The following is a 14,455-nucleotide window of genomic DNA, read 5'->3' on the forward strand; positions in this document are numbered from 1 at the left end:
GCGTAGGAGCGACGTGAGTCGCGAACGCGCAGGCAATCGGCAGGTCAGTGGGTCGCGACTCACGTCGCTCCTGCAACGAAGCGGCGTCCAACGATGAGGCGCCGCCCAACGAACCGGTGCCGCGTCAATTCCAGCTCAGCACGACCTTGCCGGCCTTGCCCGATTCCATCAGCTCGAAGCCCTGCTGGAACTCTTCCACCGGCAGCTGGTGGGTCAGTACCTTGCCCAACGGGAAGCCGCTGAGCACCAGTTGCGTCATCTTGTACCAGGTCTCGTACATGCGCCGGCCGTAGATGCCGTGCAGGGTCAGGCCCTTGAAGATGATTTTGTCCCAGTCGGCGCCGGCGCCCTTGGGCATGATGCCGAGCATCGCGATCCTGCCGCCGTTGTACATGCAGTCGAGCATGTCGTTGAACGCGCGCGGGTTGCCGCTCATCTCCAGGCCGACATCGAAGCCGTCCATGTGCAGGTCGGCCATGACGTCCTTGAGTGAGGTGTTGGCGACGTTGACCACGCGGGTCGCGCCCATGTCTGCGGCGAGCTTGAGCCGGTAGTCGTTGACGTCGGTGACCACCACGTTGCGCGCGCCGATGTGCTTGCAGATGCCGGCGGCGATGATGCCGATCGGGCCGGCGCCGGTAATCAGCACGTCCTCGCCGACCACGTCGAACTCCAGCGCGCAGTGCGCCGCGTTGCCGTAGGGATCGAAGAACGCGGCCAGCTCGCTCGGGATCTGGTCCGGAATGGGCCACAGGTTGCTGGCCGGCATCACGATGTACTCGGCGAACGCTCCGTTGCGGTTGACCCCGATGCCGACGGTGTTGGGACACAGGTGCTGCTTGCCGGCGCGGCAGTTGCGGCAGTGGCCGCAGACGATGTGGCCCTCGGCCGACACGCGTTGGCCGACGCTGTAACCGGTCACGCCCGGGCCGACCTCGACGATCCGGCCGACGAACTCGTGGCCGATCACCAGCCCCGGCTTGATCGTGCGCTGGCTCCACTCGTCCCACAGGTAGATGTGCAGGTCGGTGCCGCAGATCGCGGTCTTCTCGAGCTTGATCAGCACCTCGTTGGCGCCCGGTACCGGCACCGGCACCTCTTCCATCCAGATGCCCTTGGTGGCTTCGCGCTTGACCAGCGCCTTCATCGTCGTTTGGGTCATGGGTCGCTCTTGGATTGCCCGCCGGCCGGTGGCCGGGCGGGGGCGCGAAGGCGCCGGAATGGACCGCCGATTATACGGACGGGGCCCTGCCGCCACCGTGAGCGGTTTGTCGGAATCCCGCCCATCGCCTATGTTCGGGCGATCCCGACACCGGAGCTCCATCCATGCGGCATCGCCTGCTTGCCTTGTCCCTTTCCGCCGGCCTGCTGGCCGCCAGCGCCCACGCCGACGAGGGCATGTGGCTGCCCTCGCAACTGCCGCGGATCGCCGACCAGCTGCGCGAGGCCGGCTTCGAGGGCGACCCGGCGGCGCTGGCCGACCTGACCCGGCCGCCGCTCAACGCCGTGGTCAAGGTCGGCGGTGGCACCGGCGCGTTCGTCTCCGGCGAGGGCCTGCTGCTGACCAACCACCATGTCGCGTTCGGAGTCATCCAGTACAACTCCAGGCCCGAGCGCGACCTGATCGGCGAGGGCTTCATCGCCGCGACCCGCGCCCACGAACTGCCGGCCAATCCCGACTTCCGGGTGCGCGTCACCACCGGTTTCGACAAAGTCACCGACCGGATCCTCGCCGACGCCCGTGGCAAGGCCGGGCGCGCCTACTACGACGCGGTCGACGACGCCGAGAAGGCGCTCGTGGCCGAATGCGAGCAGGCGCCGGGCACCCGCTGCAGCGTCGCCAACATGCACTACGGCACCGACTTCTATCTCGTGCGCCAGCTGGAGCTGCGCGACGTGCGGCTGGTGTACGCGCCGCCGGAGGCGATCGGCAACTACGGCGACGAGGTCGACAACTTCATGTGGCCGCGCCACAGCGGCGATTTCACCCTGTTGCGTGCCTACGTCGGCCCGGATGGCCAGCCGGCGCCGTACTCGGAAGACAACGTGCCCTACGTGCCACCGGCGCACCTGCAGGTCGCCACCGGCGCGGTCGAGGCCGGCGACTTCGCGATGCTGGCCGGTTACCCGGGGCGCACCTACCGGCACCGGATGGCCTCGGAGTTCGCCAGCCAGGTCGAGTGGACGCTGCCGCAGCGGGTCGAGCTCTACGGCGGGTTGATCGAAACCATCGAGGCGGCCATCGGCGACGACGCCGATGCGAAGGTGAAGTACGCCTCGACCCTGGCCGGGCTGGAGAACGGCCTCAAGCGCGCGCAGGGGGAACTCGACGGCCTGCGCCGCAGCGATGCGGTGGCCACCCGCCGCGCCGACGAGCAGGCGATGCTCGGCTGGCTGTCCGGCCAGCCCGGCGCCGACGCGACCCGCATCGACATCGCCGCCGTGCAGGCCGTGCTCGATGCCGCCGAGGCGACCCGCGAGCGCGACCAGCTGCTCGGCGCGATCACCCGTTTCCCGCAGTTGCTCGGCTCCGCGCTGCGGCTGCAGCGGCTCGCGCTGGAGCGCGGCAAGCCGGATGCGCAGCGTGAAACGGGCTACCAGCAACGCGACGAGGCGCTGATCGAGGGCGGCCTCAAGCAGGTCCAGCGCCGCTACGCCGAGCCGGTCGAGAAGGCGTTGCTGGTCGACCTGCTGACCCGGTACGTGGCCCTGCCGCAGGCGCAGCATCTGCCCGAGTTCGACGCCGTGTTCGGCACCACGCCGGAGCAGATGCGGGCGCGCGTCGATGCGCTCTACGCCGGCACCGCACTGGACGAGGAGGCCACGCGGCTGCGCTGGTTCAATGCCGCACCGCCCGAACTCGCCGCCGCCACCGACCCGCTGCTGCAGGCCGCCGCCACGCTGCAGCCGGCGCTGCTGCGGCTGGAGGCCGAGGACAAGCAGCGCGAGGGCGAACTGCTGCGGCTGCGCCCGGCCTACATGGGGGCGCTGATCGGCTATCGCGAGTCACGCGGCGAGGCGGTCTACCCCGACGCCAACTCGACCCTGCGCGTCAGCTACGGCCGCGTCAGCACAATGGACCCGCGCGACGGCGCGCGCTACCTGCCGCTGACCACCGTCGCCGGCGTCGTCGAGAAGCACACCGGCGTCGCCCCGTTCGACGCGCCGCAACCGTTGCTCGACGCGATCGCCAAGGGCGATTTCGGCGGCACCGCCGACCCCGACCTCGGCACCCAGACCGTCAACCTGCTGACCAACCTCGACACCACCGGCGGCAATTCCGGCTCGCCGGTGCTGGACGCCCGCGGCGAGCTGATCGGCCTGAACTTCGACAGCAACTGGGAGGCGGTCAGCGCCAGCTGGAAGTTCGACCCGCGCTACAAGCGCGCGATCCACGTCGACATGCGTTACATGCGCTGGCTGCTGGCGAAGGTCTACCCGGCGCCGCAACTGCTGGCGGAGATGGGCCTGCCGGCCGAATAGGCCACGCGGGCCGGCTGGTGCGGGCTAGACTCGGGCGTTCGCCTGCGTTTCCTGATTCGATTTTCCTGCTTCCAATCCTTCGGGGGAGTGACCGATGCGTTATTCGATGTTGGCCAGTGCGATCGCGCTGGCGGGTGTGATGGGGTCCGCCGTGGCGGGCGAGGGCATGTGGGTGCCGCAGCAGCTGCCGGAAATCGCCGATGAGCTGAAGAAGGCCGGGCTGGAACTGCCACCGGAGCAACTGGCCGACCTGACCGGCGACCCGATGGGCGCGGTGGTCTCGCTCGGCGGCTGCACCGCCAGCTTCGTCTCGCCGCAGGGGCTGGTGGTTACCAACCACCACTGCGCGTATGGCGCGATTCAGCTCAACTCCACGCCCGAGAACAACCTGATCGACAAGGGTTTCAACGCGCCGACGAAGGCCGACGAGATCTCGGCCGGCCCGAACGCGCGCATCTACGCGCTCGACTCGATCGAGGACGTCACCGCGCAGGTCCGCGCCGCGATCGAAGCCGCCCCCGACGCGCTCGGCCGCAGCCACGCGCTGGAGGCGATCGAGAAGCAGCTGGTGGCCGACTGCGAGGCCGACGAGGGCTACCGCTGCCAGTTCTACAGCTTCTCCGGCGGCAACGCCTATCGGCTGTTCAAGAACCTCGAGATCAAGGACGTCCGCCTCGTCCACGCGCCGCCCAACAGCATCGGCAGCTACGGCGGCGACGTCGACAACTGGATGTGGCCGCGCCACACCGGCGACTTCTCCTTCTACCGCGCCTACGTCGGTCCGGACGGCAAGCCGGCCGCGTTCGACGAGGCCAACGTGCCGTACCAGCCGGAACACTGGCTGAAGGTCGCCCAGCGCCCGCTGGAGACCGGCGATTTCGTGATGGTCGCCGGCTATCCGGGCCGCACCGCGCGCTACGCGCTGGCCGTCGAGTTCGACGAAACCGCGCAGTGGACCTACCCGACGGTCAAGTCGCACTACGAGAACCTGGTGGAGCTGGTGGAGACCGCCGGCGCCAAGGACGAGGACATCGAGGTCAAGTACGCCAGCACCGTGCGCGGCTGGCACAACGCGATGAAGAACTATGGCGGCCAGCTCGAGGGCTTCGAGCGGATCGACGCCAGCAAGGCCAAGCACGACGAGGAAGCCGCGGTGCTGGCCTGGCTGCGCGGGCAGGGCGCCGACGGTGAGGCCGCGCTGGCGGCACACGCGAAGCTGCTCGAACTCCACGAAGCCGACAGTGCCACTCGCGAGCGCGACCTGGTGCTCGGCCAGCTGCGCCGCACCGGCACCATCGGCGCCGCCACCAGCCTGTACCGGCTGGCGATCGAGAAGGCCAGGCCCGATGCCGAGCGCGAGCCGGGCTACCAGCAACGCGACCTGCCCGGCTTCGAGGGCGCGATGCGGCAGATGGACAAGCGCTACGCCGCCGCGATGGATCGGCAGCTGCAGGAGTACTGGCTGCGCGAGTACGTAAAGCTGCCGCACGCGCAGCGGGTCGAGGCGATCGACGCCTGGCTCGGCGGTGACGACGAGGCTGCGGTGCAGGCTGCGCTCGACAAGCTGGCCGGCACCCACCTCGGCGAACTCGACGCCCGGCTGGCGCTGCTGCAGGCCGACCGCGCGGCGTTCGAGGCCAGCGACGATCCGGCGGTGCAGTTCGCGGTCGCGGTGACGCCGACCCTGCTCAAGCTCGAGGAGCAGGCCGAGACCCGTGCCGGCGACGCCCTGCTGGCGCGCCCGGCGTACCTGCAGGCCGTGGCCGACTACAAGGCCAGCCAGGGCGAGTCGGTCTACCCCGACGCCAACTCCTCGCTGCGGATCACTTTCGGCAACGTGCAGGGCTACACCCGTCCCGACGGCGTGCGCCTGCCGCCGTTCACCACGCTGGAGCAGGTGGCGGCCAAGCACACCGGCGAGGAGCCGTTCGACGCCCCGCAGGCATTGCTGGACGCCGTCGCCGCCAAGAACTACGGCGGCCTCGCCAGCGAGGAACTCGGCACCGTGCCGGTCAACTTCATGGCCGACCTCGACATCACCGGCGGCAACTCCGGCTCGCCGGCCATGAACGCGCAGGGTGAGCTGGTCGGCCTGGTGTTCGACATGAACTGGGAGAGCGTGGCCTCCAACTGGGTGTTCAACCCCGAGCTGACCCGGGTGATCGGCGTCGATTCGCGCTACATGCGCTGGATCATGCAGGAGGTCTTCCCGGCGCCGCAGGTGCTGGAGGAAATGGGCGTGCCCGAGCAGGAGTAGGTCTCGCGCGTTTCGAAGAACCGCCGGTCCGCCGGCGGTTTTTTTTTGTGGCCGCCGTGCACGGAGCGCGGCGTTTGCTACGCTGCAACACGTTCGCGGATTCCCATGCCAGCCGGCCCCGTCTCCCGACAAGTTCGATCCGAACAGACAAGCGCCACCCGCACTACCGCCGTACCGCTCCATCCGCAGCCCCGCTGCGGCCGCCTCGCCCGCCGGCTTGCTGTGTCTCCGCATTCTCCAACCCGAGGAGTGTGCGATGAAGGTTCTGGCCTGCGATGGCATCCATGAAGACGGTCTTTCCCTGCTGCGCGAGGCCGGCTGGGAGGTCGTCGTTTCCGACCCGATCAAGGACCCGGCCGCGCTCGCCGACGCGCTGGCCGATGTCGACGTGCTGCTGGTGCGCTCGGCGACCAAGGTGCCGGCCGATGCGCTGGCCGGGGCAGGGCGCCTGCGGGTGATCGGCCGCGCCGGCGCAGGCGTCGACACCATCGATGTCGAGGCCGCCACCGCGCGCGGCATTGCGGTGATGAACGCCCCCGATGGCAACACCCTGGCCGCGGCCGAGCACGCGATCTCGCTGCTGTTCGCGCTGGCCCGCCACATCCCGCGTGCCGACGCCGGCATGAAGGCCGGCCAATGGCCGAAGGCGGGTCTGACCGGCTTCGAGTTGGAAGGCAAGAAGCTCGGCGTCGTCGGCCTGGGCCGCATCGGCGGCACCGTCGCGCGCAAGGCCGCCGGCATCGGCATGGAGGTCGCCGCGTTCGACCCGTTCCTGCCGGCCTCGGCGGCGGGCAAGGGCAGCGTCGCGCTCAAACCGCTCGACGAACTGCTGGCCTGGGCCGACATCGTCACCCTGCACGTGCCGCGGACGAAGGAGACCACCCACCTGCTGTCGGAGGCGCGGATGCGGGGAATGAAGCCCGGCGCCTACATCGTCAACGCCGCCCGCGGCGGGCTGCTCGACGAGGCCGCGTTGCTGCGCCTGCTCGACGAGGGCCACATCGCGGGCGCCGCGCTGGACACCTTCGCGACCGAACCGCTGCCGGAGGATTCGACTTTGCGCGCGCACCCGAAGCTGGTGCTCACCCCGCACCTGGGCGCGTCGACCGGCGAGGCGCAGCAGGCGGTCAGCACGATCCTGGCGCGGCAGATCATCGACTTCGTCGACACCGGCGCGGTGGCCGGCTGCGTCAACCTGCCGCCGCTGACCGCCGAGGCCGCCCGCGAGGTGGGGCCGTGGATGCCGCTGATGTCGGCACTCGGGCGGCTGGCGGCGCGGCTGGTGCCGGCGCCGACCCGGCTGCACGTCACCTACGCCGGCCGCACCGACGCGCTCGACACCCGCCCGCTGACGCGGCTGCTGGTCGCCGCGCTGCTCGGCCCCGCATCGGGCCGGGTGACGCCGGTGAACGCCCTGGCCGAGGCTGCCGCGCGCGGCCTGACCGTGGCCGAGACCGTCGGTGGCGACGGCGACGGCTTCGACCGCCTGCTGAAGATCCGGGTCGAAGGCGAGGCCGGCGCGCGCGAGATCGAGGCGACCCTGCACCGCGGCCCGCGCGTGGTGCGGCTGGACGGCGTCGAAATCGAATTCGACCCGCAGGCGCACCTGCTGCTGATGCGCAACGAGGACCGCCCCGGCATCATCGGCGCGGTCGGCGGCACGCTCGGCGCGGCCGGCATCAACATCATCAATTTCTCGCTCGGCTCCAGCGGCGACGGACAGGCGCGCGCGGCGATCACGGTCGACCGCGAGGTTGGCGAGGCTCAGCTCGCGGCGGCCCGGCAGCTGGCCGGCGTGCTGTCGCTCAAAGCCCTCTGACCTGCCGGAGCCCCGACCATGAAGATCCTGCTCGCCCGCCACGGCGAAACCGCGTGGAACGCCGAAGGCCGCTATCAGGGCCAGTCCGACATCCCGCTGTCGGCGGTCGGCGAAGCGCAGGCGCGCGCGCTCGGCGAACGCCTGCGCGACGTGCCGCTGACCCGCGCCGTCGCCTCGCCGCTGGGCCGCGCCCGCCGCACCGCCGAGCTCGCGCTGGGCGAGCGCGCCGATCTGCTCACCACCGATCCCGGCCTGATGGAAATCGCCCACGGCACGTGGGAAGGGCTGCTCGCCAGCGAGATCCGCGCCGCCGACCCCGACCGCCTGCAGGCCTGGCGCGACACGCCCCACGATGTGCTGATGCCCGGCGGCGAATCGCTGCAGCACGTGTTCGACCGCGCTTGGCCGGCCTTGCTGCGCGCGACCGCCGGCCTCGGTGCCGACGACACCCTGCTGGTGGTCGCCCACGACGCGGTCAACCGGGTGCTGCTGTGCCACGTGCTAGGGATCCCGTTCGGACGGCTGTGGACGTTCCGCCAGGCGCCGACCACGCTGAACCTGCTCGAGGGGCCCGACCCGTCGCGGCTGGAGGTGGTCCGGCTGAACGACTGCAGCCACCACACCCCGCTGTTCGGCGAGGCCGTGCACCGCGCGCTGTAAGCGCCGATCATTGGCAGCCCCCGGACCGCAGCAGTGACCCGAATGACCCTCGCCGAATGGCTCGCGTACATCGAGCGCCAGCACCCGAAATCGATCGACATGGGGCTGGAGCGCGTGCGCGAGGTCGCCGCCGCGCTGGGGCTCGGTCGCCCGGCGCGTCGCGTCGTCACCGTCGGCGGCACCAACGGCAAGGGTTCGACCGTCGCCTTCATCGAGGCGATCGCGCGCGAGGCCGGCTGGCGGGTCGGCGCCTACACCTCGCCGCACCTGCTGGCCTACAACGAGCGGGTCCGGGTGGATGGCGCCGACGCCGGTGACGCGGCGCTGGTGGAGGCGTTCGAGGCGGTCGAGCGAGCGCGTGGCGATGTGCCGCTGACCTACTTCGAGTACGGCACGCTGGCGGCGCTGTGGCTGTTCGAGCGCGCCGACCTCGACCTCGCGATCCTCGAGGTCGGCCTCGGCGGACGGCTCGACGCGACCAACATCGTCGACCCCGACGTCGCGGTGATCACCACGGTCGACCTCGACCACCAGGATTGGCTCGGCGACGACCGCGAGGCGATCGGGCTCGAGAAGGCCGGCATCGCCCGCGCCTGGAAGCCACTGGTGCTCGGCGACGACGACCCGCCGTCGAGCGTGCTGCGCCGCGCCTACGCGATCGGCGCCTCGGCGGTGCGGATCGGCTGCGATTTCTTCTTCGATCCTGCCCCGGAAGGCGCGGCCGACGGCCGCTGGCGCTGGCGCGAGGTCAGCCACGCGGTCGACCTGCCGATGCCGCGATTGGCCGCACCGGCGCAGCTGCGCAACGCCGCCGTTGCGATCGCCGCCTTGCGCGCGCTGGATGTGGACGGCGATGCGATCGGCGACGGCGCGATCGCCCGTGGCGTCGCCGCCGCCCACGTGCCGGGCCGGCTGCAGCGCTTCCAGCGCGATGGCGTGGAGGTCGTGGTCGACGTCGGACACAACCCGCAGGCCGCGCGCGAACTCGCCGCCTGGCTGCGCGCCACACCGGCCGCCGGTGCCACCTACGCGGTCTACGCCGCGCTCGGTGACAAGGACGCCGCCGGCGTGGTCGCCGCGCTGGCCGGCGAGGTCGACCGCTGGCACCTCGCCGGGCTGGCCGCGTACGCGCCGCGCGGGACGGACGTCGGCGCCTTCGCCGCGCGGCTGGCGGGGAGCGTCGCCGCGGACGGCACCCGCCACGCCGACGTGGCCTCTGCGCTGGCCGCGGTAGTGGCCGGGGCCGCGCAGGGCGACCGCATCCTCGTATTCGGCTCCTTCCATACCGCCGCCGGCGCGCTGGAGTGGCTGGGCTGACGTGACGCTCGGGCTCCGGACGCGCGAATGCCCGGGCTTGTGTAGGAGCGGCTTCAGCCGCGATCGGCCCATCGTCCGCCCGTACCGGTTGCACCCGGAACAGCGAAGCGGGGCGGCGATGTCGCAGGGCAGCGACGCAGGGCCGCGCGGTCGGGCGAGACCAGACAGCGACGCGGGCCCGCGCCGCCATCCCCGGCCTGAACGACGTGTCACCGCCGCCGTGCCGCGCCCGATCGCCCTCCGGTCCACGGGTATAATTCGCCGGCACCCTTTCCAGGCCTGCGAGCTCCGATGGAACCTGCCCTGAAACAGCGCCTCATCGGCGCCGCCGTGCTGGTCGCGATCGCGGTCATCTTCCTGCCGATGCTGATCAAGGGGCCCGCACCGGAAAGCGGCATTTCCGACGTCCCGCTCGACCTGCCCGAAGCGCCGCAGGGTGGCTTCGAAACCCGCGAACTGCCGCTCGTGACCCCCTCCGCGCCCGCCGGTGCGAGCGTCACCGGCATGGAGCCGGACCCGGTCGAAGGCGGCGAACTGCCGACGGTCGATACCCGTACCACCACCGAAATGATGCCCGCGCCGACCGCCGGTGGCGGCTACGCGGTGAGTTTCGGCAGCTACGCCAGCACGGACGATGCCCAGCGTGTGGTCGATGCGCTGCAGGCTTCGCAACTGCCCGGCTATCAGGAGACCGTCGCCCACGAGGGCCGCACCCTGCACCGGGTGAGGATCGGACCGTACGACTCGCGTGCCACGGCCGAGACCGCGCGCCTGCGCGCCGCCCACGTGCGCGACGACGTCGGTTCGCGCGTCCTGGCGATCGACGGCGCCGGACCGGACCCCGACGCCGCTTCGGCGTCGCGCCCGGCGGCCGCGCCGGAGCCGGAAGCCGTGGCCGCCGAGCCGCTGCCGGAAGCGCCGGCCAAACCCGAAGCACCCGCCCGCCCCACCGCCAGCGCCCCGGCGCCGGCGCCGGCCGCCACGGAACCGCCGGCGCGCCGCGAACCGGCACCGGCCGCCGCGGCGGGCGTCGGTTTCGCGGTCCAGCTCGGCGCCTTCAGCAGCAGCGCCGACGCCAGCGCCTTGCGCGATCGCGCACGCGCGGCGGGGCTGAGCGCGTTCGTCGAGCAGGTGCAGACCGACAAGGGTCCGCTCACCCGAGTGCACGTCGGCCCGGTCGTCGACCGTGCCGCGGCTGAACAGTTGAAGGCGCAGGTGGCGGCGAAGCTCGGCATCAACGGCTTCGTCCACGCGCACCCGTGAGGCGCGGCGCGCCATCGCGATGAGTGCGGTCGACTGGGTATTGCTGGCGATCGTCGCCGCGTCGGCCGTGTTCGGGCTGATGCGCGGCTTCGTCGGCGTGCTGGCCTCGCTCGCGGCCTGGGTGCTGGCGGGCTGGGCGGCGTTCCGCTTCGGTGCCGACGTCGGCCTGTGGCTGGCCGCCGACGGCGAGCCGAGCGCGAGCCAGTTGCTGGGCGGTTACGCGCTGAGCTTCATCGTCGTGCTGCTCGCGGTAGGCGTGGTCGGGTGGCTGGTGCGCAAGCTGGTGCAGTCGATCGGGCTGACGGGCGTGGACCGGTTGTTCGGGCTGCTGCTGGGCGTGGTGCGTGGTGCGTTCGTCGCCTGTGCCCTGGTGCTGCTGCTCGGCCTCACCGCCGTGCCGCGCACGCCCGAATGGCGCGCCTCGCCGGTGGTGCCGGTGTTCGTGCCGGGCGCGCAGTGGATGCGCGGCTGGTTGCCGGACTGGGCCGCGCAACGGGTGGACTTCCGTGGCGACGCACAGGCACCCGCGCTGGTGTCGCCCGCCGGGGTGGCGGCGCTGCCGCTGCCGGTCGACCTGACCCCGGCCATGGAAGTCGCCGCGGGCGACATGCTGCTCGAACGCATGCAGTCGATGCAGCGCGCCGGCCCGCACGAGTCGCCACCCGTGCCGGTGCCCGGGCCGTCCCGGACTCCGCAAGACCTCCCGCCATCCCAGCCACACCCCTCAACGCCAGGATCCTGAAACCATGTGCGGCATTATTGGAATCGTCGGCCAGAACGACGTCGCGGCCCAGCTCTATGACGGCCTCACGGTGCTCCAGCACCGCGGCCAGGATGCCGCGGGCATCGCCACCGCCCACGGCAGCCGGTTGCTGGTGCACAAGGGCAACGGGCTGGTCAGCGACGTGTTCGACGCCACTTCGATGCGGCTGCTGCGCGGCAACATCGGCATCGGCCATTGCCGTTACCCGACCGCCGGCAGTGAAGGCGACGACGAGGCCCAGCCGTTCTACGTCAACTCGCCGTTCGGCATCGCGCTGGCGCACAACGGCAACCTGATCAACACCGACGCGCTGCGCCGCGAGGTGTTCGAGCAGGACCGCCGTAACATCAACACCGAGTCCGATTCCGAGGTCCTGCTCAACGTGTTCGCGCACGAGCTGGACGCGCAGAAGGCGCTGACCGCGGACGCCGCGTTCAAGGCTGTCGAGCGCGTGCACCAGCGCTGCGTCGGCGGCTACGCGGTGGTGGCGACGGTGCTCGGCCTCGGGCTGGTGGCGTTCCGCGACCCCAACGGCATCCGTCCGCTGGTGCTCGGCAAGCGCAGCACCGCCGGCGGCGACGAATACGCGGTGGCGTCGGAGTCGGTCGCGTTCGACCTGCTCGGCTTCGAGCGCGTGCGCGACGTCAATCCGGGCGAGGGCATCGTCATTACCGAGGACGGCCAGCTGCATGCGCGCCAGTGCGCGCAGCCGGGCAAGCACACCCCGTGCATGTTCGAGTACGTCTACTTCGCCCGGCCCGACTCGATGATCGACGACATCTCGGTGCACAAGGCGCGCATGCGGATGGGCCAAGCGCTCGGCGAGAAGATCCTGCGGCTGCGCCCGGACCACGACATCGACACGGTGATCCCGATCCCCGACTCCTCGCGCGACGCCGCGCTGGAGGTCGCGAACGTGCTGGGCGTGAAGTACCGCGAAGGCTTCATCAAGAACCGCTACGTCGGCCGCACCTTCATCATGCCGGGACAGGGCGAGCGCGCGAAGTCGGTGCGCCGCAAGCTCAACCCGATTCCGCTGGAGTTCCGCAACCGCGTGGTGCTGCTGGTCGACGATTCGATCGTGCGCGGCACCACGTCGCGGCAGATCGTGCAGATGGCGCGCGACGCCGGCGCCCGAAAGGTCTACCTGGCCTCGGCCGCGCCGCCGGTGCGCCACCCGAACATCTACGGCATCGACATGCCCACGCGCGAGGAGCTGATCGCCTACAACCGCACCGAGGAGGAAGTGCAGGCGCTGCTCGGCTGCGACTGGCTGATCTACCAGGACCTCGAGGCGCTGGAGCACGCGGTGTCCGGGCCGAAGCACCGGATCGAGTTCTTCGACTCCTCGTGCTTCAACGGCGACTACGTCACCGGTACCGAGGACGACTATTTCGAGCACATCAAGCGCCTGCGTTCGGAGGAGGCCAAGACCACCCGCCGCGGCGGGTAGGGCGGCCGCATTGGTGCGCACTTCGCTGTTCGACGCTGCCCGCGCCTGCCTCGACGCCGCCACACCGGAGGACAAGGTCGCGGCCACCTTCGCCGCGGCGGAGGCTTTCGCCCGCGGCGAGCTGTCGATCCCGGACAACGCCGCACCGCCCGAACCCGTCCGCATGCCGGGCCGTCCCGCGCGCCCGCGGCTGGTCCATCCGCGCGAACTGCCCAAGCGCGGCTTGGGCAGCCGGGAGGGCCGCGCGGCGTTCATCCACGCGATCGCCCACATCGAGTTCAACGCGATCGACCTGGCGTGGGATGCGGCCTACCGCTTCCGCGGCCTGCCGCAGGCCTTCTATGCCGATTGGGTGAGCTGCGCGAACGACGAGGCCCGCCATTTCACGATGCTGCGCGCCCGCCTGCGCGAGCTCGGCCATGATTACGGCGACTTCGATGCCCACAACGGCCTGTGGGAAATGGCCGAGAAGACCGCGCACGACGGACTGGCGAGGATGGCGCTGGTGCCGCGGGTGCTGGAGGCGCGCGGCCTGGACGTGACCCCGGGCATGATCGAGCGCCTGCAGGGGCTGGGCGACGATGCGACGGTGGCGATCCTGCAGGTGATCCTGCGCGAGGAGGTGGCGCACGTCGCGGCCGGTTCACGCTGGTTTCGCTGGTATTGCGGGCGCGCCGGGGTCGAGCCCGGTCCCACGTTCCGCGCGCTGCTTGCCGAATACGCCCGAGCGGTGCTGCACGGCCCGTTCAATCTCGACGCCCGCGCCGCGGCCGGCTTCGACGACGGGGAGCTGGCGATGCTGCGCGAAGCCGCGGCGCTCACAGCGCGATGATCGCCGCTGGCCCACGCTCGCCGACGGACCACGCCGGAAATGACCATGACGACCATCCGATCGCTGATCACGCTCGCCTGTGCCGGCGTGCTGGTCGCCTGCAGCCCCGACGCTCCCGATCCGGCGACGGCGCCCCCGGCCGGTCCACCTCCGGCGGCCCCCGGTGAAACGCGCGGAGCCACGCCCGCGGTCACCCCGCCCGCATCCGGCCCGGATGCCGTGGGCGGGGAAGTCGCGCCGGCCGCCGGAACCGACACCACGCGCGATCCCCCGTTGACAAGCGTCACTGCGTTCGTCGCCACCGGCAACGAGCCGTTCTGGGCGGTCGAAGTCGACGGCGACACCCTGGTCTACAGCACCCCCGAGCAGATGCCCGGCACGACGATGCATGCCGAGCGGGAGGACCGGCCGGGCGCGGCGGTGTTCCGCGGCCACGACGGCAAGGTGGCGTTCGAGCTCGAGATCAGCGACGAGGCCTGTCAGGATTCGATGTCCGGTTGGGACCACGACTTCACTGCCGCCTTCACCCACGGCGAGCGATCCCTGACCGGCTGTGCGCGCCGGGCCGCCGATCCGGTCGGCGAGCCGCGCTGAGCGGAGCTCAGGCC

Annotated in this window: 11 protein-coding genes; 10 read left to right on the top strand and 1 reads right to left on the bottom strand. The window is 71.3% G+C overall.

Annotated elements, in window-relative coordinates; all coding sequences use genetic code 11:
* Positions 1-124: 124 nt before the first annotated feature.
* Positions 125-1,147, bottom strand: coding sequence for an L-threonine 3-dehydrogenase (tdh, locus tag U8331_RS04275; RefSeq protein WP_481132885.1), 1,023 nt, complete (start codon positions 1,145-1,147; stop codon positions 125-127).
* A 179-nt stretch (positions 1,148-1,326) separates the two neighbouring features.
* Here tdh and U8331_RS04280 point away from each other — a divergent pair, with 179 nt between their 5' ends.
* The 10 genes from U8331_RS04280 to U8331_RS04325 all read left to right on the top strand — a co-directional run bounded on the left by U8331_RS04280 (position 1,327) and on the right by U8331_RS04325 (position 14,441).
* Positions 1,327-3,483, top strand: coding sequence for a S46 family peptidase (locus U8331_RS04280; protein WP_481132374.1), 2,157 nt, complete (start codon positions 1,327-1,329; stop codon positions 3,481-3,483).
* 94 nt (positions 3,484-3,577) lie between these two features.
* Positions 3,578-5,740, top strand: coding sequence for a S46 family peptidase (locus U8331_RS04285; RefSeq protein WP_481132375.1), 2,163 nt, complete (start codon positions 3,578-3,580; stop codon positions 5,738-5,740).
* 256 nt (positions 5,741-5,996) lie between these two features.
* Entirely contained in the window at positions 5,997-7,559 is a 1,563-nt protein-coding gene (gene serA / locus U8331_RS04290; protein WP_481132376.1) for a phosphoglycerate dehydrogenase, read from the top strand.
* 18 nt (positions 7,560-7,577) lie between these two features.
* Positions 7,578-8,219 (top strand): histidine phosphatase family protein, encoded by a 642-nt coding sequence (locus U8331_RS04295; protein WP_481132377.1) that lies wholly within the window; start codon positions 7,578-7,580, stop codon positions 8,217-8,219.
* A 42-nt stretch (positions 8,220-8,261) separates the two neighbouring features.
* The gene (gene folC, locus U8331_RS04300; protein ID WP_481132378.1) at positions 8,262-9,536 is read left to right on the top strand and encodes a bifunctional tetrahydrofolate synthase/dihydrofolate synthase; all 1,275 of its coding nucleotides are present in this window, start codon (positions 8,262-8,264) and stop codon (positions 9,534-9,536) included.
* Between the two features lie 291 nt (positions 9,537-9,827).
* Positions 9,828-10,799 carry an SPOR domain-containing protein gene (locus U8331_RS04305; protein ID WP_481132379.1) on the top strand — a complete coding sequence of 324 codons (972 nt, stop codon included), beginning with the start codon at positions 9,828-9,830 and terminating at the stop codon, positions 10,797-10,799.
* Positions 10,800-10,818: 19 nt separating this feature from the next.
* A complete protein-coding gene (locus U8331_RS04310; protein ID WP_481132380.1) occupies positions 10,819-11,541 on the top strand; it encodes a CvpA family protein in 723 nt (240 codons plus the stop codon).
* A 4-nt stretch (positions 11,542-11,545) separates the two neighbouring features.
* Positions 11,546-13,015: an amidophosphoribosyltransferase gene (purF, locus tag U8331_RS04315; protein ID WP_481132381.1), complete on the top strand. Its 1,470-nt coding sequence runs from the start codon at positions 11,546-11,548 to the stop codon at positions 13,013-13,015.
* 13 nt (positions 13,016-13,028) lie between these two features.
* The gene (locus U8331_RS04320; protein ID WP_481132382.1) at positions 13,029-13,847 is read left to right on the top strand and encodes a ferritin-like domain-containing protein; all 819 of its coding nucleotides are present in this window, start codon (positions 13,029-13,031) and stop codon (positions 13,845-13,847) included.
* Positions 13,848-13,892: 45 nt separating this feature from the next.
* A complete protein-coding gene (locus tag U8331_RS04325; RefSeq protein WP_481132383.1) occupies positions 13,893-14,441 on the top strand; it encodes a COG3650 family protein in 549 nt (182 codons plus the stop codon).
* The last annotated feature ends 14 nt before the right edge of the window (positions 14,442-14,455 follow it).

It is taken from the genome of Lysobacter sp. CC-YZS074, assembly GCF_056739745.1.